General features: G+C 57.8%; 20 protein-coding genes. 10 read left to right on the top strand and 10 right to left on the bottom strand.

The genetic code is table 11. The features are described 5' to 3' along the window. Positions 1 to 54: 54 nt before the first annotated feature. A complete protein-coding gene (hppD, locus tag KVG85_RS05995; protein ID WP_217863253.1) occupies positions 55 to 1,131 on the bottom strand; it encodes a 4-hydroxyphenylpyruvate dioxygenase in 1,077 nt (358 codons plus the stop codon). 351 nt (positions 1,132 to 1,482) lie between these two features. Between hppD and KVG85_RS05990 the strand changes: the two genes are divergently transcribed. Together KVG85_RS05990 and KVG85_RS05985 are read left to right on the top strand one after the other, a co-directional pair. Next, entirely contained in the window at positions 1,483 to 3,018 is a 1,536-nt protein-coding gene (locus KVG85_RS05990; protein ID WP_217863252.1) for an EAL domain-containing protein, read from the top strand. A gap of 227 nt (positions 3,019 to 3,245) precedes the next feature. After that, complete coding sequence (locus tag KVG85_RS05985) at positions 3,246 to 3,611, top strand: histone-like nucleoid-structuring protein, MvaT/MvaU family (RefSeq protein ID WP_217863251.1); 366 nt, start codon at positions 3,246 to 3,248, stop codon at positions 3,609 to 3,611. A 215-nt stretch (positions 3,612 to 3,826) separates the two neighbouring features. On the opposite strand, the gene KVG85_RS05980 is transcribed toward KVG85_RS05985, so the two are convergent. Beyond that, positions 3,827 to 4,345, bottom strand: a complete 519-nt coding sequence (locus KVG85_RS05980) for a DUF4946 domain-containing protein (RefSeq protein ID WP_217863250.1) — start codon at positions 4,343 to 4,345, stop codon at positions 3,827 to 3,829. Positions 4,346 to 4,482: 137 nt separating this feature from the next. On the opposite strand from KVG85_RS05980, the gene gloA reads away from it, so the two are divergent. Next, positions 4,483 to 5,004, top strand: a complete 522-nt coding sequence (gene gloA / locus KVG85_RS05975) for a lactoylglutathione lyase (RefSeq protein WP_217863249.1) — start codon at positions 4,483 to 4,485, stop codon at positions 5,002 to 5,004. A gap of 252 nt (positions 5,005 to 5,256) precedes the next feature. On the opposite strand, the gene ahpF is transcribed toward gloA, so the two are convergent. From ahpF to KVG85_RS05960, 3 genes are all read right to left on the bottom strand, one after another. Next, positions 5,257 to 6,819: an alkyl hydroperoxide reductase subunit F gene (ahpF, locus tag KVG85_RS05970; RefSeq protein ID WP_217863248.1), complete on the bottom strand. Its 1,563-nt coding sequence runs from the start codon at positions 6,817 to 6,819 to the stop codon at positions 5,257 to 5,259. Positions 6,820 to 6,943: 124 nt separating this feature from the next. Next, the gene (gene ahpC, locus KVG85_RS05965) at positions 6,944 to 7,507 is read right to left on the bottom strand and encodes an alkyl hydroperoxide reductase subunit C (RefSeq protein WP_016774916.1); all 564 of its coding nucleotides are present in this window, start codon (positions 7,505 to 7,507) and stop codon (positions 6,944 to 6,946) included. A 137-nt stretch (positions 7,508 to 7,644) separates the two neighbouring features. Beyond that, positions 7,645 to 8,583 (bottom strand): site-specific integrase, encoded by a 939-nt coding sequence (locus KVG85_RS05960; protein ID WP_016774917.1) that lies wholly within the window; start codon positions 8,581 to 8,583, stop codon positions 7,645 to 7,647. A 177-nt stretch (positions 8,584 to 8,760) separates the two neighbouring features. On the opposite strand from KVG85_RS05960, the gene KVG85_RS05955 reads away from it, so the two are divergent. Then, entirely contained in the window at positions 8,761 to 9,777 is a 1,017-nt protein-coding gene (locus tag KVG85_RS05955; protein WP_217863247.1) for a DNA-binding protein, read from the top strand. Here the strand turns inward: KVG85_RS05955 and gorA are convergent. Both gorA and galU read right to left on the bottom strand, forming a co-directional pair. Continuing rightward, entirely contained in the window at positions 9,774 to 11,132 is a 1,359-nt protein-coding gene (gene gorA / locus KVG85_RS05950; protein ID WP_217863246.1) for a glutathione-disulfide reductase, read from the bottom strand. The two genes, KVG85_RS05955 and gorA, sit on opposite strands and share 4 nt — an antisense overlap. Before the next feature lie 129 nt (positions 11,133 to 11,261). Continuing rightward, positions 11,262 to 12,101: a UTP--glucose-1-phosphate uridylyltransferase GalU gene (galU, locus tag KVG85_RS05945; protein ID WP_024013124.1), complete on the bottom strand. Its 840-nt coding sequence runs from the start codon at positions 12,099 to 12,101 to the stop codon at positions 11,262 to 11,264. A gap of 258 nt (positions 12,102 to 12,359) precedes the next feature. Between galU and KVG85_RS05940 the strand changes: the two genes are divergently transcribed. After that, positions 12,360 to 12,545, top strand: coding sequence for a hypothetical protein (locus KVG85_RS05940; protein WP_016774922.1), 186 nt, complete (start codon positions 12,360 to 12,362; stop codon positions 12,543 to 12,545). A 140-nt stretch (positions 12,546 to 12,685) separates the two neighbouring features. Then, on the top strand, positions 12,686 to 12,973 hold the full coding sequence (locus tag KVG85_RS05935; protein WP_071172599.1) for a hypothetical protein: 288 nt from the start codon (positions 12,686 to 12,688) through the stop codon (positions 12,971 to 12,973). A 3-nt stretch (positions 12,974 to 12,976) separates the two neighbouring features. Here KVG85_RS05935 and KVG85_RS05930 read toward each other — a convergent pair whose 3' ends face one another. Together KVG85_RS05930 and KVG85_RS05925 are read right to left on the bottom strand one after the other, a co-directional pair. Beyond that, positions 12,977 to 13,207 carry a hypothetical protein gene (locus tag KVG85_RS05930; protein WP_016774924.1) on the bottom strand — a complete coding sequence of 77 codons (231 nt, stop codon included), beginning with the start codon at positions 13,205 to 13,207 and terminating at the stop codon, positions 12,977 to 12,979. Between the two features lie 72 nt (positions 13,208 to 13,279). Beyond that, entirely contained in the window at positions 13,280 to 13,636 is a 357-nt protein-coding gene (locus KVG85_RS05925) for a hypothetical protein (RefSeq protein ID WP_016774925.1), read from the bottom strand. 211 nt (positions 13,637 to 13,847) lie between these two features. Between KVG85_RS05925 and KVG85_RS05920 the strand changes: the two genes are divergently transcribed. The 4 genes from KVG85_RS05920 to ada all read left to right on the top strand — a co-directional run bounded on the left by KVG85_RS05920 (position 13,848) and on the right by ada (position 16,170). Beyond that, positions 13,848 to 14,150 carry a DUF1883 domain-containing protein gene (locus KVG85_RS05920; protein ID WP_007912251.1) on the top strand — a complete coding sequence of 101 codons (303 nt, stop codon included), beginning with the start codon at positions 13,848 to 13,850 and terminating at the stop codon, positions 14,148 to 14,150. A 28-nt stretch (positions 14,151 to 14,178) separates the two neighbouring features. Beyond that, the gene (locus KVG85_RS05915; protein ID WP_016774926.1) at positions 14,179 to 14,349 is read left to right on the top strand and encodes a hypothetical protein; all 171 of its coding nucleotides are present in this window, start codon (positions 14,179 to 14,181) and stop codon (positions 14,347 to 14,349) included. Positions 14,350 to 14,356: 7 nt separating this feature from the next. Next, positions 14,357 to 15,028, top strand: coding sequence for a DNA oxidative demethylase AlkB (gene alkB, locus KVG85_RS05910; protein WP_122506792.1), 672 nt, complete (start codon positions 14,357 to 14,359; stop codon positions 15,026 to 15,028). An 80-nt stretch (positions 15,029 to 15,108) separates the two neighbouring features. Continuing rightward, entirely contained in the window at positions 15,109 to 16,170 is a 1,062-nt protein-coding gene (gene ada, locus KVG85_RS05905) for a bifunctional DNA-binding transcriptional regulator/O6-methylguanine-DNA methyltransferase Ada (protein WP_122506791.1), read from the top strand. Here ada and acuI read toward each other — a convergent pair. Next, entirely contained in the window at positions 16,160 to 17,143 is a 984-nt protein-coding gene (acuI, locus tag KVG85_RS05900; RefSeq protein WP_122692475.1) for an acrylyl-CoA reductase (NADPH), read from the bottom strand. The genes ada and acuI overlap by 11 nt on opposite strands. Between the last annotated feature and the right edge of the window lie 15 nt (positions 17,144 to 17,158).

The raw sequence follows: 17,158 nt of genomic DNA, 5'->3' as shown, positions 1-17,158 counted from the left end.
TCTTAAAATATCCCGGCGCTGCATCTCTGCAGGCCGGGATTTTTTCATTTCGGATTACTCAGTGGTCAGCACACCACGACGCACCTGGTCACGCTCGATCGATTCGAACAGGGCCTTGAAGTTGCCCTCGCCAAAACCGTCGTCACCCTTGCGCTGGATGAATTCGAAGAACACCGGCCCCATCAGGGTTTCCGAGAAGATCTGCAGCAGCAGGCGCTTGTCGCCCTGCTCAGAGGCACCGTCGAGCAGGATGCCGCGTGATTGCAGCTCATCGACCGGCTCGCCATGATTCGGCAGGCGACCTTCAAGCATTTCGTAGTAGGTGTCCGGCGGCGCGGTCATGAAGCGCATGCCGATTTTCTTCAACTGATCCCAGGTCTTGATCAGATCGTCGGTGAGGAATGCAACGTGCTGGATGCCCTCGCCGTTGAACTGCATCAGGAACTCTTCGATCTGCCCGGCGCCCTTGGATGACTCTTCGTTGAGCGGGATGCGGATCATGCCATCCGGTGCGGTCATGGCTTTCGAAGTCAGACCGGTGTACTCGCCCTTGATGTCGAAGTAACGGATTTCACGGAAGTTGAACAGCTTCTCGTAGAAGTTCGCCCAGTAGGCCATGCGACCGCGATAAACGTTGTGGGTCAGGTGATCGATGATCTTCAGGCCAGCGCCAACCGGGTTGCGATCAACACCTTCGATAAACACGAAGTCGATGTCGTAGATCGAGCTGCCTTCGCCGAAACGGTCGATCAGATACAGCGGCGCGCCGCCGATGCCTTTGATCGCCGGCAGGTTAAGCTCCATCGGACCGGTTTCAATGTGGATCGGCTGAGCGCCGAGTTCGAGTGCGCGGGAATAGGCTTTCTGCGAATCCTTGACGCGAAACGCCATGCCGCAAACGGACGGGCCGTGTTCGGCGGCGAAGTACGAGGCGACGCTGTTGGGTTCGTTATTGAGGATCAGATTGATCGCGCCCTGACGGTAGAGGTGCACGTTCTTGGAACGGTGGGTCGCGACTTTGGTGAAGCCCATGATCTCGAAGATCGGCTCCAGCGTGCCGGGAGTCGGCGCTGCGAACTCGATGAACTCAAAGCCCATCAGGCCCATTGGGTTTTCGTATAAATCTGCCATGGTGACGCCTCATCATTTCTTATCAATTAACCAGGGTTATTTGTCAGGAAAGTGATGTAGAGGGAGGCGCACAGGAGATGCCACGCACGCTGCGCGCGAGGAAGTCTCCGTAGATCAGTTGGAACCCGAATATCTTCATTGTCGACCCAAGGCTCCTGCGGGCGAGGCTTCTGCTGCCAGAAGACGATTATTATTGTATGCGTAAATCGATTCTACACAGCGTAACGGGACCTGTCTGCCCTCTGTATAAAATCCGCTTTTTTTCGTACGGCGCAAGAGCCATCTGCGATCTATTCTCCCCTCTGGCTCAATTGTCTATCGGGCCGGACTTCGACTCCACAGGATGTGTCCATGCCGCTGACCCGCAGACCCCGCCGCAAACGCAGCACCCGCAACGTTGTGACTTTGCTCAGCAGCCTGCTGCCAATCGTGCTGGGCAGTGTGATTCTCTATATGCAGGCAGAACGCACTCTGCAGCAAAGTGCCAGAGAAACGGCCGAACAAGCGTTGCGACAGTTCGACTTGATGCTCGATAACACCGCAGAAGCTGCCCGGGTCCTGCTGCCGCTTGCCGGGAAAAATTGCGAAGAGGTGAAACTGGCCCTGCGCGAACAGGTGACCCGCCGCCCTTTCGTGCGCTCGACCAATCTGGTCTGGGACAACAATCTCTACTGCAGCTCACTCTTCGGGGCGTTCCATGAAGCCGTTAATGCCGGGGACTATCATCAAGGCAAACTGTGGTTGATGAACGGCAATCCGGTGACGCCTGATACGGCATTATTGATCTACCGTCTCAGCGACGGTCGTGGTGGCGCGCTGACCACACTGGATGGCTATCACTTGAGCAACATCCTGCGCCTGATCGGCCGCCAGACATTACTGATGTTGCAAGTGGGCGATAACTGGCTGTCCGCCGACGGCAAAGTCCATCAGGGATCACTGCCTGCCCCGCCGGTCGCGAACAGCCTGCTGGAATCCGAGCGTTACGGTTTCAAAGTGTCGGCGGGTTTCCCCCAGGGCGAAGTCCGGCGTTACATGGCGGCTGAATATCCTCCGCTGTTCAGTCTGTTGATTTTCTTCGGTGCAATCTCCGGTGCCATTGGCCACTTCGTTCAGAAGCGATCGACCTCGCCCAGCCACGAAATGATGCGCGCACTCGAGGCCGGGGAATTCATTCCGTACTTCCAGCCCGTGGTTCACGGCGACAGCAAGCGATGGTCGGGTGCCGAAGTGCTGATGCGCTGGAATCACCCGAAAGAGGGGCTGGTACGCCCGGATCTGTTCATTCCATTTGCCGAGCACTCAGGCCTGATCGTGCCGATGACCCGCGCGCTGATGCAACAGACTGCGGCCCTGCTGGGACCGCAGTCTGCGGCTTTCGCCAAGCCTTTCCATATTGGCATCAACATCAGCGCCAGCCATTGCCAGGATCTGGAGCTGGTCGAAGATTGTCGTGACCTCGTGGCGGCATTTGCGCCCGGCAGCGTCGAACTGGTACTGGAATTGACGGAGCGCGAACTGATCGAGCCGAGCGACGTCACGCTTCAGCTGTTTGAGCAATTGCATGCACTGGGAGTAAAAATCGCGATCGACGACTTTGGTACCGGACACTCAAGCCTTGGTTATCTGCGCACCTTCAACGTCGACTTTCTAAAAATCGATCAGAGCTTCGTGGCCATGATCGGCGTAGACGCGTTATCGAGGCATATTCTCGACTCCATCATAGAACTGTCGGCCAAACTGGACTTGGGCATTGTTGCCGAAGGTGTCGAAACTCAGGCCCAGGCTGATTACCTGACCGAGCATAACGTTAACTTTTTGCAGGGCTATTTGTACGGTAGACCGATGCCTGGCGCTGATTTCCTCGAAGCATTAACTCATCATTAAATCGCCGACACTGCTCGCCGAACAACCGCACCAAATTGATACAAAAGGTCATTGTTGTTACATGGCGACAACATCAGGATTTACTCTTGTCGCATTAACTACTACAATTTTTTCAACCTGAGCCAGACTGGCAGGTGAGCCAATTATCACCGAGTCGCTTCCAGGCTCTTGGCTTATAGCTTTGTTTGCGGTTGGTATCAGCCAAACACACTATTGGAGTAAAGATATTGTCCAGACTCGCTGAATTTCGCGCAGCTGAAAAGGCCCTTCAGGAACAGCTCAAACAGCTGGAATCGCTGAAGAACGATGCCGGACTGAAGAAAGAAATCGAATTCGAAGAAAAGCTCCAGGGACTGATGAAAACCTATGGCAAAGGCCTGAAAGACATCATCGCAATCCTCCATCCTAACCCGGCAAAGTCCGGCCTGCAGACCTCCGCAGCGCCAAAGACCCGCCGCGCCCGCGTGGTCAAGGTTTACCAGAACCCGCACACTGGCGAGCTGATCGAAACCAAGGGCGGCAACCATCGCGGCCTGAAGGCCTGGAAAGAACAGTACGGTGCAGCCACCGTTGATTCATGGTTGCGTGGTTAATCTGACGCCAACAAAAAGCCCTGCCTGTTGCAGGGCTTTTTTATTGACAATATCTAACAAATGAAATGATTTTCATCGAACAAGTTGGAAATTTGTGTAACGCTTCTGAATCAACATGCTAAACATTTTGCTGCGCGATGTTACATCGAGCGCTTGATCAAACAATGTGCTTAATCCTTTCCGGCAAGCGAACTGCTGCGAGTTAGTACGAACGTTTATAATTTCAGGCTGTTGCGCGCCGCGTCTATATCGTCGGCGCTCGCCTTATAAACGTCGGCCTGACCGGCATATGAAAGTACGTAAGCCTTGTCTGTTTCCACAGCTGCCACCAACGTTTGTGATAATACGTGTCGACCGTTCTCGGTGACCGTGCAGGTCGTCTCCAGCCCGCTCAACGAACCGAGTGCTGCCGGATGAATCCGGTTGCAGACACTCTGATAGCCACTACGGAAGAAATCCTTCTGAATCGATTTGCGCATCTCCAGCAGCACGCCTTGCAGATTGACCTGATGCCCCGCCTCGACTTGCGTCATGGTCAACTCCATCACCATCACCTGATTGCCGTCGGCGTCGAGCTTCACCGCCCGTTGCCGCGAGACTGGCGGCGCGGTTTCCGGCAATGCTTCAACCTCCCAGCCCATCGGCCAAGTGATACCTGGTTCGGCCATCGCGGGTAAAACCACAGCCGACGACAAAGCAAAAAAAACAAACACGGATTTCAACAGTCGGATCATTGCCGGACGCACTCATGGATAGAAAGCAAAGTCTGAGCCCCGCCTTCGCGCAGGGCAAGCCCGCCTTGCATTTGGCGATGCCGGCCGGCATGCGTATCATTGCGCCCATTCACTCGCCCATTGTTATTGGAGGGCCCATGAGCCTCAACGAACTGAACACTTTTCCCGGCGTGACTGCCACGCCAGACAGCGCAACCCGTAACTTCGTGTTCAACCACACCATGCTGCGCGTGAAGGACATCACCAAGTCGCTGGATTTCTACACCCGCGTACTGGGTTTCTCGCTGGTCGAGAAGCGTGATTTCCCGGAAGCCGAGTTCAGCCTGTACTTCCTCGCGCTGGTCGACAAAGCGCAGATCCCGACCGACGCCGCCGCGCGTACCGAATGGATGAAGTCGATCCCGGGCATTCTCGAACTGACCCACAATCACGGCACCGAAAACGATGCCGATTTCGCCTATCACGACGGCAACACCGATCCGCGTGGCTTTGGCCACATCTGCATTTCGGTGCCGGACATCGTCGCAGCGTGTGCACGCTTTGAAGAGCTGGGTTGCGATTTCCAGAAGCGTCTGACCGATGGCCGGATGAAGAGCCTGGCATTTATCAAGGATCCGGATGGTTACTGGGTTGAAATCATTCAGCCTGCGCCGCTGTAAAAGCTGAAAGCCCCTCACCCTAGCCCTCTCCCAGAGGGAGAGGGGACTGATTGCGGGATGTTGGAGAATTACGCCGACTTGAACGATCGGCGGTGAATCCATAATCGACCGGCTCTCTCAGGTCGATGGATGACTTCAGACACCTCGGTCGGCTCCCTCTCCCTCGGGAGAGGGCTGGGGTGAGGGGTGGCTTTCCACGCGCAATAAAAAACCCATGATCGCTCATGGGTTTTTTCTTTTTCGACCTGGCAGTTACGCCGGGGCCGAAGTCCGGATCAAGTGATCGAATGCACTCAGCGAAGCCTTGGCGCCCTCGCCCACTGCGATCACGATCTGCTTGTACGGCACAGTCGTCACGTCGCCCGCAGCAAAGATCCCCGGAATCGAAGTCTCGCCACGATTATCGACAATGATTTCGCCACGCGGCGACAGCTCGATGGTGCCCTTCAGCCAATCGGTGTTCGGTAGCAGACCGATCTGCACGAAGATGCCTTCCAGCTCAACCGTGCGCAGCTCATCTGTGGTGCGATCCTTGTAACGCAGACCGTTGACCTTCTCACCATTGCCGGTGACTTCAGTGGTTTGCGCACTGGTGATCACGGTGACGTTCGGCAGGCTGTGCAGCTTGCGTTGCAGCACGGCATCGGCCCGCAGTTGTACGTCGAATTCCAGCAACGTTACGTGCGACACGATACCGGCCAGATCGATGGCTGCTTCAACGCCGGAGTTACCGCCGCCGATCACCGCCACGCGCTTGCCTTTGAACAACGGGCCGTCGCAGTGCGGACAGTAAGCCACGCCCTTGTTGCGGTATTCCTGCTCGCCGGGGACGTTCATTTCGCGCCAGCGCGCGCCGGTCGCCAGGATTACGCTTTTGGCTTTCAGAGTTGCGCCACTGGCGAAGCGGACTTCGTGCAACTCGCCATTCTTGCCCGGGATCAACTTGTCGGCACGTTGCAGGTTCATGATGTCGACGTCGTACTGCTTGACGTGTTCTTCCAGCGCCGTGGCCAGTTTCGGCCCTTCGGTTTCCTGCACGGAAATGAAGTTCTCGATGGCCATGGTGTCGAGCACCTGACCGCCGAAACGCTCAGCCGCGACACCGGTGCGGATACCTTTACGTGCGGCATAAATAGCCGCCGAAGCACCAGCGGGGCCACCACCAACAACCAGCACATCAAAGGCCTCTTTGGCGCTGATCTTCTCGGCCTGACGCTCAATCGCACCGGTGTCGAGCTTGGCGAGGATTTCCTCAAGGCCCATACGGCCCTGGCCGAAGTTCTCGCCGTTGAGGTAGATGCTCGGCACGGCCATGATCTTGCGATCATTGACTTCGTCCTGGAACAGCGCGCCGTCGATGGCGACGTGGCGGATGTTCGGGTTGAGCACGGCCATCAGGTTCAGCGCCTGGACCACGTCCGGACAGTTCTGGCAAGACAGCGAGAAGTAAGTCTCGAAGCTGAACTCGCCTTTGAGCGAGCGGATCTGCTCGATGACTTCAACGCTGGCCTTCGACGGGTGGCCACCGACTTGCAGCAGGGCCAGCACCAGCGAGGTGAATTCGTGCCCCATCGGAATACCGGCGAAACGCAGGCTGATGTCGGCTCCGGGGCGATTGATCGAGAACGATGGCTTGCGGGCATCGTCACCGCTGTCGATCAGAGTAATTTGGCTCGAAAGACTGGCAACGTCTTTCAGCAGGTCCAGCATTTCACGGGATTTCGCACCGTCGTCAAGAGATGCAACGATCTCGATCGGTTGGGTGACCCGTTCCAGGTACGATTTCAACTGGGCTTTAAGATTGGCGTCCAACATACGGGCGATTTCCTTTATTTGAGGCGAAAAAAAGCCCGAGCGAATCTCGCCCGGGCATTTTTATTGGGCGGTGCAGCTAACTTAAGAAGGTGCGGCGTGCCGCCCTGCGTTGCATGTCACAGACTTAGATCTTGCCGACCAGGTCCAGCGACGGAGCCAGAGTGGCCTCGCCTTCTTTCCACTTGGCCGGGCAAACTTCGCCTGGGTGTGCAGCGACGTACTGAGCAGCCTTGATTTTGCGCAGCAGCTCGGAAGCGTCACGGCCAACGCCGCCATCGTTCAGTTCAACGATTTTGATCTGGCCTTCAGGGTTGATCACGAAGGTGCCACGGTCAGCCAGACCAGCTTCTTCGATCAGCACGTCGAAGTTGCGCGAGATAACGTGGGTCGGGTCGCCGATCATGGTGTATTCGATTTTGCCGATGGCTGGCGAAGTGTTGTGCCAGGCAGCGTGAGCAAAGTGGGTGTCGGTCGAAACGCTGTAGATTTCCACGCCCAGCTTCTTGAACTCAGCGTAGTTGTCGGCCAGGTCTTCCAGCTCGGTTGGGCAAACGAAGGTGAAGTCGGCTGGGTAGAAGAACACTACGGACCACTTGCCTTTCAAGTCAGCATCCGAGACTTGAACGAAGTCGCCGTTTTTGAACGCGGTAGCTTTGAACGGTTTTACTTGGCTGTTGATGATAGGCATCGATGACTCTCCGTCAGGGGTTATGAAGTTGATGGGTGAATCCTACCCACTCACTCGACGGAAGGCTCATTGGCAAACCTGATACTGCTGATTTGTTTTCGCTATTAGCTGACTGTATTAATAGAAGAAAACGATCTCTACGGTTGATCCGGCTTATCCATAATCCGAGCCATTCCCTGGAATGGGCTGACCTCAACATAGCGCATGGCGGATTTCATGTCCTTCCAGCCGACGTAACTCATCAGCGATTTAAGGTCCCAGCCGCTTTGATGCGCCCATGTGGCAAAGCCACGCCGCAGTGAATGGCTGGTGTAGTTGGCGGCGGCAATCCCGGCGCGCTGCAACGCCTGGCGCAGCAGCGGAATGATGCTGTTGGCGTGCAAGCCCTCCTCGCTCAGATTGCCCCAGCGATCAATGCTGCGGAACACCGCGCCGCGTACCAGCGCAGCCTCTGTAATCCAATCGATATAGGCCTGCACTGGGCATAGCTTGAGCAGCGCCGGGGCCTGATAAGTCTGCCCGAGGTTTTCCCGGTCGCCCTTGCTGCGCGGCAGATACAAAGTGATGCCCTTGCCAGCGCTCGCCTGCACATGCTCGATCTGCAGGCGGCACAACTCGTCGCTGCGAAAGCCACGCCAGAAGCCCAACAGAATCAGCGCGCGATCCCGATAAGCCTTGAGCAAGGTCGGGCGGTCCTGATCCTGGCGGGCGGTTTGCGCCTCCTGCTCCAAGCAATCGATCACTCGTTGCAAATCCTGCAGTTGCAACGGCTCAGCCTGTTTTTCCTGCGCCGGATGCAAGGCGCGAATGCCCTTGAACACCTTGCGCACCACTGGCGCCTTGGTCGGATCGGCAAAGCCCTGACTGTTGTGCCACTGCGCCAGCGCGGACAGACGCAATTTCAGCGTGTTGATCGACAGAACTCCGGCGTGCTCCACCAGATAGCGCGCAACGCTGTCGGCGGTGGCCGGCAGAAATCCGCCCCACGTCACCTCGAAATGCTCAATGGCCATGCGATAGCTACGGCGGGTGTTGTCCCGGGTGGCGGCTTGCAGGTATCGATCAATGTCGCTCATGGGCAGTTTTCTCGCTGGCGTACGGGTTCAGACATACAGAGGCGCATTTTGCCGCCTGACATTGGGTAATACCAGTATATCCCGCCTGTTTTATTTCAAGGATTTACCCATATCCTCAGCATGGTACACTGCGTTATTCAGTGGCATGTACCACAGTACGTAACCGTAGGAGTTCACATGGCCCGTGGCGGCATAACCAAAGCGCTGGTGCAAATCGCGCGCACCGCGATTCTGGCTCGCGGCGAACACCCGAGCATCGATGCAGTACGCATCGAAATGGGCAACACCGGCTCGAAAACCACGATCCATCGCTACCTGAAAGAGTTGGATGACGGCGCGCAGCCGACCGAAGCGTCAGCGGAACCGATCGATGACGAGCTGACCGCCCTCGTCTCTCGCCTCGCCCAGCGCCTGAAAGAACAAGCACAGGAACCCATCGAGCAAGCCCGCGAACAGTTCGAGGAGCAACGCCAAGCACTGGAAGCCGAGCTGAATCAGACGCGCCAGGCGCTGGAAAAACTCGAGCACGACCACGACATTCAAGGCGCCGCGCTGCAACGCGAATCCGAAGCGCTGAGTAACACCCGCTCGATGCTGCAAACCGAACAGACGCGCAACGCCGGCCTCAACCAGGCTTTGGCCGATTTTGAATTGCGCTTGCAGGACAAGGACGAGCAGATCCGCTCACTGGAAGAAAAGCACCTGCACGCACGCGATGCGCTGGAGCATTACCGTAACGCCACCAAGGAACAGCGCGAGCAGGAGCAGGCCCGTCACGAAGGGCAAATCCAGCAGATCCAGGCCGAGCTACGCCAAGCCCAGCAGAGCGCGCTGGTGCGTCAGGATGAGATCACGCAGTTGCACCGCGACAACGAACGCCTGCTTACCGAAAACCGTGGCACCCAGCGCGAGCTGAACTTGTTGCAGGATCAGCTCAAGCAGAGCAATCAGCGGCAGGATCAATTGCTCGAGCAGGCGACGCGCATGGACAGCGAGCGCACCCTCCTCCAGGAACGCTTGCGCGTGGCGACGCTGGAAAGCCAGGCGTTCAAGCAGAGCGTCGACGAACAGACGCAACTCAATCAGTCATTGGAAAAGGAATTGCTCAAGGCCCAGGCGAGCCTTGAGGACAGCCAGCGTCTGGCGGCTACCGTTGCGGCAGCGCCAGACTCGACTAAAGCGAAGGATGCTTAAGCGCTGACCGGCGTGCGCATGGTGACGAACTCTTCGGCGGCCGTCGGGTGCACCCCGATGGTGTCGTCGAAGTCGCGCTTGGTCGCGCCGGCCTTCAAGGCGATCGCCAGACCTTGCACGATCTCGCCAGCGTCCGGGCCGACCATGTGGCAGCCAAGCACCTTGTCGGTCTTGGCGTCGACCACCAGCTTCATCAGGGTTTTCTCCTGACAGTCAGTCAGGGTCAGCTTCATCGGGCGGAAGCGACTCTCGAAAATCACCACCTCATGGCCGCATTCGCGTGCTTCTTCTTCGCTCAAACCGACTGTGCCGATGTTCGGCAGGCTGAACACGGCGGTCGGGATCATCTTGTAGTCCACCGGGCGGTATTGCTCCGGCTTGAACAGACGCCGCGCCACAGCCATACCTTCGGCCAGAGCGACCGGGGTCAGTTGCACGCGACCAATGACGTCGCCCAGCGCCAGAATCGACGGCTCGGTGGTTTGATACTCGTCGTCGACTTTGATGAAGCCCTTGTCGTCCAGTTGCACATCGGTGTTTTCCAGACCCAGATTGTCAAGCATCGGACGCCGGCCGGTGGCGTAGAACACGCAGTCGGCTTCGAGTACGCGACCATCCTTGAGTGTCGCCTTCAAGCTACCGTCGGCCTGTTTGTCGATGCGTGCGATGTCGGCATTGAATTGCAGGTCGAGGCCGCGCTTGGTCAATTCTTCTTGCAAGTGCTTGCGCACCGACCCATCGAAACCACGCAGGAACAAATCGCCGCGATACAACAGCGTGGTGTTGGCACCGAGGCCATGGAAAATCCCGGCGAACTCGACGGCGATATAACCGCCGCCAACCACCAGCACACGCTTGGGCAGCTCTTTGAGGAAGAACGCCTCGTTCGAACCGATCGCGTGCTCGTGCCCCGGAATTTCGGGAATCTGCGGCCAGCCGCCAGTCGCGATCAGGATATTCTTGGCGGTGTAGCGTTCGCCGTTGACCTCAACCTCGTGCGGCCCGACGATTTTCGCGTGCGCCTCGTGCAGGATCACACCGCTGTTGACCAGCAGATTGCGATAAATGCCGTTGAGGCGATTGATCTCGCGATCCTTGTTAGCGATCAGCGTGGCCCAGTCGAAGTTGGCTTCGCCCAGGTTCCAGCCGAAACCGGACGCCTGCTCGAAGTCCTCGGCAAAGTGCGCGCCGTAGACCAGCAGCTTTTTCGGCACGCAGCCGACGTTGACGCACGTGCCGCCCAGGTAACGGCTTTCGGCCACCGCCACTTTCGCCCCGAAGCCTGCGGCAAACCGCGCAGCCCGCACACCGCCGGAACCGGCACCAATCACATAAAGGTCAAAATCGTAGGCCATTTCTATCTCCTCGGCAGGCCATCAGCATACCCGCAGACATCCATTGGGCAAGCACTGCCATCCATATAAGGGCGGAAAATGAAAAAGCCACCCGAAGGTGGCTTTCTTTTGCAGACGAGGCAGATGCTATTAGTAAGCCTTGCCAGTCTTGTAGAAGTTTTCGAAGCAGAAGTTGGTCGCGTCGATGTAGCCTTCAGCACCACCGCAGTCGAAACGCTTGCCCTTGAACTTGTAGGCCATGACGCAGCCGTTCTGGGCCTGCTTCATCAGGGCGTCGGTGATCTGGATTTCACCGCCCTTGCCTGGCTCGGTCTGTTCGATCAGGTCGAAGATATCCGGGGTCAGGATGTAGCGACCGATGATCGCCAGGTTCGACGGCGCGTCTTCCGGCTTTGGCTTCTCGACCATGCTGTGTACGCGGTAGATGTCGTCGCGGATCATTTCGCCAGCGATTACGCCGTACTTGTTGGTTTCCTGCGGATCGACTTCCTGAATGGCGACGATCGAGCAACGGAACTGCTTGTACAGCTTGACCATCTGGGTCAGCACGCCGTCGCCATCGATGTTGACGCACAGGTCGTCCGCCAGGACCACGGCGAACGGTTCGTCACCGATCAGTGGGCGGCCAGTCAGGATCGCGTGGCCCAGACCTTTCATTTCGGTCTGACGGGTGTAGGAGAACGAGCACTCGTCCAACAGCTTGCGGATGCCGACCAAGTACTTTTCCTTGTCGGTGCCCTTGATCTGGTTTTCCAGCTCGTAACTGATGTCGAAGTGGTCTTCCAGAGCACGCTTGCCACGGCCGGTGACGATGGAAATCTCAGTCAGGCCCGCGTCCAGTGCTTCTTCAACGCCGTACTGGATCAGTGGCTTGTTTACCACCGGCAGCATTTCTTTAGGCATGGCTTTGGTCGCTGGGAGGAAGCGAGTGCCGTAACCGGCTGCTGGAAACAAGCATTTCTTGATCATATAAGTCCTTGAAAAGGCTGTGTGTACGAGTTTCGGGGCAGTCTAATCAGGCGGCGTGCGCCTTACAATGCCCCGCGCTGGCTAACCGATGCCAACATAGAGAAATATTCGCGCGGATAGTTCCTTGCGGTTTTTTCAGCGGCGAACTCAGCGTAGCTCAAGATCCGGGTAAACTGGATCACCATACGCTTATCAGCCCCCAATGCGAGCATTTGCCGCTATCATGGCGCCTTTGAACCAGCGAACGAGAAAGACCAGATGGCTGCGGTAAAAATCATCAACGGGTATGTGATCGACAAGAAAGACGGCAAGTGGACGCTGACCACCACCAACGGCGAACATATCGCCGGGCCTTTTGACAGCGAGCAGATGGCGACGGATGTGGCCTCGGTGTTCACCGATACGCCTGCTTCTTCCAAGCGCCGTGGTAAAGATCAGGACTGATCCTGCCCGCACTTGCGCCAAGCCCTGCCAGCATGCAGGGCTTTTTTGTGCCTTGTTGGCAAACAAGTGGCCAATCGCTATAACCTTTTCATCGCGGCGCTGTCAGAGCATCCAGTCCCCCACCTGAAGATCACGTAACCATGAACCTGAACAAACTGCAGCCGCTTCTCGCGGTATTGGTATTGAGCGGCTGTGCCACTTCGCAGCCAACCTATCTGAATAATGGCGAACAGGGCCTGAGCATCGATTGTTCCGGCGAAGCCAACTCCTGGGCCATGTGCTACGAAAAGGCCGATGCATCCTGCGCCGGCACCGGTTATCGCATCGTCGGCACTGATGGCACACCGGCGCCCAAGGAAGATGACAAAACCCTGGGCGTTGACGTTGGCAACTACAAGACGCGCAACGTCGTGGTCGTCTGCAAATAAGCCTTACATGTGGATTTCGGCGAATTTGATCCCGAGGCCACGGACGACCTCGATGAGATCGTCGAGCCGATTGAAGGACTCGACTTCATCATTGTCATCCACCAAAAAGTAGCTGCGCCCTGCACTCTTCTTGAAAAACACGATCCATTCACCGGGATTTGCCGGGTTCTGGATGACATGGGTGGCAGAGATAAGGCCCTCTGCGTGGCGCTCCCGCACGTGCTCTCGCTTCATTGCGACTCCATATATGAAAATGCCGCCACAGCAGGACTGTGACGGCATCGGGTGCTGATGTTCGGTAGTCTATCAGCCGGAAATACAGGCGTTCGCGGCTTTCTGTACATCGCGAGGGCGAACCGGCACGTTGGACATGCGCTCATGCAGCTTGATGCTGCTGCCGCCAGCGCGATCTTCGATATCAAACACGGCTGCCGGGCCTGACGAAAGTTTGCCGGGAACGATGACTCGTACACCGTCCTTCTGCGGCTGGACTTGCAACGCACCACGACTGTCAGCGAGCTTGTCGGTCAGACACTGCGCATACTCCTGGGGCTTTTTGCCGGAGATCACGCTCATGGTTGGCAGCGTTTCATTGATTTCGGAAACATTTGCACAACCGGCCATCGCCAGAATCAACGGCACACACACCACACCCCACTTCATATCAATCCTCCGTTAAAGACCGTCCGACAGCACAAATGCCGCTTTTCTCCGGGGCCTTGTGCATTTAACCCGCCTGCCCTGGCGAAGTTCTGTTCAAAATTTGTCAAAGCAACGCCCGACGGCCAGATAATAACCCGTGCGGGCTGATAAACTGCGCCCATCGACAAGCTATCGTTTTGATTTAGTAGAAAAAGCCCTTCTGGAGGCGCCCATGAAATTCATTCACCAGCGCGAGCACCTCAACGAAGACGACATCGTCGTCATTCAATGCTCGCAGATGTGCAACATCCGTTTGATGAACGACGCCAACTTCCGCAGCTTCAAAAACGGCGGCCGTCACACCTACCACGGCGGCGCGTTCGACACTTTCCCGGCGCGTATCACCGCACCGAGCACCGGCTTCTGGAACATCACCATCGACACCGTCAACCGCCGCGCAATCAGCGTCACGCGCAAGCCGACGCTGACCCATTCGATCAAGATCATCCGTCGCTCCAGCACTAAACTGAGCTGAGACGCACAGCCTATTCTGAAAGGGAAACATGACCGTGGCGCAAAAAACCAAATACGTGATCAAGTACAAACTGGACGGTGAACAGCGTTTCGAATTCGCTGAACTGGAAACCGGCACTGACGAAGAAGCGAAAGCGGCGCTGAAGAAAATGCACGCTGACGAAGAACTCAGTGACATCAAGGTCAGCAAAGCGCTGTAACCGAATCATGCAACCGACCACGTTTGACCTGTTCGCCGACAACGAACCCGTACAGCAAGCCCGCGCCGAGCAGATCGGCGAACAATCGTGGGTGCTGCGCGGATTCGCCTTGCCGCAGGTCGAGCAACTGCTGACCGAACTTGAAGCGATTCTTGTCGCCGCCCCGCTACGCCACATGGTCACGCCCGGCGGTTTCAGCATGTCGGTCGGCACCAGCAGTTGCGGGCAGCTGGGCTGGATCACTGATCGCAGCGGTTACCGCTATTCCAGCGTCGATCCACTCAGCGGCTTGCCGTGGCCATCAATGCCGGCGGTGTTTGCCGATTTGGCCCACGAGGCGGCGGAACGCGCAGGCTTCCCGGGTTTTCAGGCCGACTCCTGCCTGATCAACCAATACGTCCCCGGCGCCAAGATGTCGCTGCATCAGGACAAGGACGAAAAGGGCTATGCCGCGCCCATCGTTTCGTTGTCGCTGGGGTTGCCGGCGATGTTTCTGTTTGGCGGCTTCGAACGCAGCGATAAAACCCGGCGCATCCCGCTGCTGCATGGCGACATGGTGGTCTGGGGCGGCGTGGACCGTCTGCGCTATCACGGCGTGCTGCCAATCAAACCCGGCCATCACCCGCTCTTGGGCGAACGGCGCATCAACATCACCTTCCGCGTTGCTGGCGATCAGTAAAAGTTTGACCGCAAGGCGCGGAGTGTCGCGGGTTACGATGCTGGTTAACCTGACTCAAACAGGTCAACGGATTCCCTCTCATGGACACGCTTTCGAAGACGATCAGAACTGAAGACGATCCACGCTGGGCCGCCGTGGTAGCGCGCGATCCGCGTGCGGACGGGCAGTTTGTCTACGCAGTAAAAACCACCGGCGTTTATTGCCGACCGAGCAGCCTTGCGCGTTTGCCGAAACCGCAGAACGTCGAATTTTTCGACACTGCCGAACTGGCCGAAGCTGCCGGATATCGGCCGAGCAAACGCGCCAGCAAGGACCAGAATGACGCGCAGCACGCGGCGATCATCGCAGCGGCCTGCCGGCAAATCGAAGCGTCCGAGACGTTGCCCTCGCTCGACAGCCTCGCCGCCGGCGCAGGCCTTAGCCCTTTCCATTTTCATCGAGTATTCAAAGCCGCGACCGGCCTGACGCCCAAGGCTTACGCCACGGCGCATCGCTCACGCAAACTGCGTGCGCGCCTGGCGGACGGCGGCTCGGTGACCGACGCGCTGTATGACGCCGGTTTCAATTCCAACAGCCGTTTCTACGAATCAGCCGATCAATTGCTGGGCATGAAGCCCACCGATTACCGCGCCGCCGGGCAGAACAACGACATTCGCTTTGCCGTTGGCCAATGCTCGCTGGGGGCGATTCTGGTGGCGCAAAGCGAACGTGGGATCTGCGCGATTCTGCTCGGCGACGATCCGCATCAACTGGTCTGCAACCTGCAGGATCAGTTTCGCAACGCCAACCTGATCGGCGCCGACCACGAATTTGAACAGGTGATCGCCAGCGTCGTCGGCTTTGTCGAAGCACCGGCGAAAAGCCTGAACTTGCCGCTGGATATACGCGGCACAGCGTTTCAGGAGCGCGTCTGGCAGGCGCTGCGGGAGATTCCCGCAGGCCGCACCGCCAGTTATGCCGAAATCGCGCAACGCATTGGCGCGCCGACTTCGATGCGTGCCGTGGCCCAGGCCTGCGGGGCCAACCGCCTGGCGGTGGCGATTCCCTGCCACCGCGTGGTGCGCAGCGATGGCAACCTTTCCGGCTACCGCTGGGGCGTCGAGCGCAAACGCCAACTGCTTGAGCGCGAACTCAACGATTGACGTCGACCACCACCCTGCCCCGCAGTTGCCCGGCGAGCAGTTTGGGCGCAGCCTCAAGGGCTTCACTCAAACTGATTTCCTGACTGATCAATTGCAGTAATGAGATATCCAGATCCTTGGCCAGCCGGCCCCAGGCCTCGATACGGCGCGCCTTGGGCTGGGTCACGCTGTTGATTCCAGCCAGCGTCACGCCGCGCAGAATGAACGGCGCTACCGAGGCGGGAAAGTCCATGCCTTGCGCCAACCCGCATGCCGCGACCACGCCTTCCGAGCGAGTGCTGGCGCAAGCGTTGGCCAATGTATGGCTGCCGACCGAATCGACCACCGCCGCCCAACGCTCCTTCGCCAACGGCTTGCCCGGTTCGGACAAGGTGGCTCGATCGATAATTTCGGCAGCGCCCAATTGCTCCAGGTATTCATGCTCGGACACGCGGCCGGTGGATGCCACCACGCGGTATCCCAACTTGCTGAGCAAGGCGATGGCAAAGCTGCCGACCCCGCCGTTGGCGCCAGTGACCAGCACTTCGCCGTGATCCGGCGTTACGCCATGGCGCTCCAGCGCCAAAATGCACAGCATCGCCGTGTAGCCGGCGGTGCCGATGGCCATGGCTTGCGCCGGGGTGAAAGCTTCGGGCAGTGGAATCAGCCAGTCACCGTTGAGCCGAGCCTTTTGCGCCAGCCCGCCCCAGTGGTTTTCACCGACGCCCCAACCGTTGAGCAGCACCCGATCGCCCGCCTTGAAATCCGCATGCGAACTGGACTCGACAGTCCCCGCCAGATCGATCCCCGCCACCATGGGAAACTTGCGTACTACCGGGCTGCTGCCGGTGATTGCCAGGCCGTCTTTGAAATTCAGGGTGCTGTACGCGACGTTCACGCTGACATTGCCTTCGGGCAGTTGCTGCTCATCGATTTGCTGAAGATTGGCGCGATAACCGCTGTCGTCTTTGTCGATCAGAATAGCGTTGAACATGACGGCCTCTCGAAA

The organism is Pseudomonas triticicola (assembly GCF_019145375.1).
In the GTDB taxonomy this organism is placed as follows: Bacteria; Pseudomonadota; Gammaproteobacteria; order Pseudomonadales; family Pseudomonadaceae; genus Aquipseudomonas; species Aquipseudomonas triticicola.
Note: the sequence above shows the minus strand (reverse complement) of the source record. Positions and strands in the feature narration are given on the sequence as shown.

What these genes read in the sequence shown, in the direction of transcription:
- hppD (WP_217863253.1), bottom strand. Translation starts at nt 1,131, where the DNA reads ATGGCAGATTTATACGAAAACCCAATGGGCCTGATGGGCTTTGAGTTC.
- KVG85_RS05925 (WP_016774925.1), bottom strand. Translation starts at nt 13,636, where the DNA reads ATGAAGTGGGGTGTGGTGTGTGTGCCGTTGATTCTGGCGATGGCCGGT.
- gloA (WP_217863249.1), top strand. Translation starts at nt 4,483, where the DNA reads ATGAGCCTCAACGAACTGAACACTTTTCCCGGCGTGACTGCCACGCCA.
- acuI (WP_122692475.1), bottom strand. Translation starts at nt 17,143, where the DNA reads ATGTTCAACGCTATTCTGATCGACAAAGACGACAGCGGTTATCGCGCC.
- KVG85_RS05940 (WP_016774922.1), top strand. Translation starts at nt 12,360, where the DNA reads ATGGCTGCGGTAAAAATCATCAACGGGTATGTGATCGACAAGAAAGAC.
- KVG85_RS05960 (WP_016774917.1), bottom strand. Translation starts at nt 8,583, where the DNA reads ATGAGCGACATTGATCGATACCTGCAAGCCGCCACCCGGGACAACACC.
- alkB (WP_122506792.1), top strand. Translation starts at nt 14,357, where the DNA reads ATGCAACCGACCACGTTTGACCTGTTCGCCGACAACGAACCCGTACAG.
- KVG85_RS05935 (WP_071172599.1), top strand. Translation starts at nt 12,686, where the DNA reads ATGAACCTGAACAAACTGCAGCCGCTTCTCGCGGTATTGGTATTGAGC.
- KVG85_RS05955 (WP_217863247.1), top strand. Translation starts at nt 8,761, where the DNA reads ATGGCCCGTGGCGGCATAACCAAAGCGCTGGTGCAAATCGCGCGCACC.
- KVG85_RS05920 (WP_007912251.1), top strand. Translation starts at nt 13,848, where the DNA reads ATGAAATTCATTCACCAGCGCGAGCACCTCAACGAAGACGACATCGTC.
- galU (WP_024013124.1), bottom strand. Translation starts at nt 12,101, where the DNA reads ATGATCAAGAAATGCTTGTTTCCAGCAGCCGGTTACGGCACTCGCTTC.
- ada (WP_122506791.1), top strand. Translation starts at nt 15,109, where the DNA reads ATGGACACGCTTTCGAAGACGATCAGAACTGAAGACGATCCACGCTGG.
- KVG85_RS05930 (WP_016774924.1), bottom strand. Translation starts at nt 13,207, where the DNA reads ATGAAGCGAGAGCACGTGCGGGAGCGCCACGCAGAGGGCCTTATCTCT.
- ahpC (WP_016774916.1), bottom strand. Translation starts at nt 7,507, where the DNA reads ATGCCTATCATCAACAGCCAAGTAAAACCGTTCAAAGCTACCGCGTTC.
- KVG85_RS05990 (WP_217863252.1), top strand. Translation starts at nt 1,483, where the DNA reads ATGCCGCTGACCCGCAGACCCCGCCGCAAACGCAGCACCCGCAACGTT.
- gorA (WP_217863246.1), bottom strand. Translation starts at nt 11,132, where the DNA reads ATGGCCTACGATTTTGACCTTTATGTGATTGGTGCCGGTTCCGGCGGT.
- ahpF (WP_217863248.1), bottom strand. Translation starts at nt 6,819, where the DNA reads ATGTTGGACGCCAATCTTAAAGCCCAGTTGAAATCGTACCTGGAACGG.
- KVG85_RS05915 (WP_016774926.1), top strand. Translation starts at nt 14,179, where the DNA reads ATGACCGTGGCGCAAAAAACCAAATACGTGATCAAGTACAAACTGGAC.
- KVG85_RS05980 (WP_217863250.1), bottom strand. Translation starts at nt 4,345, where the DNA reads ATGATCCGACTGTTGAAATCCGTGTTTGTTTTTTTTGCTTTGTCGTCG.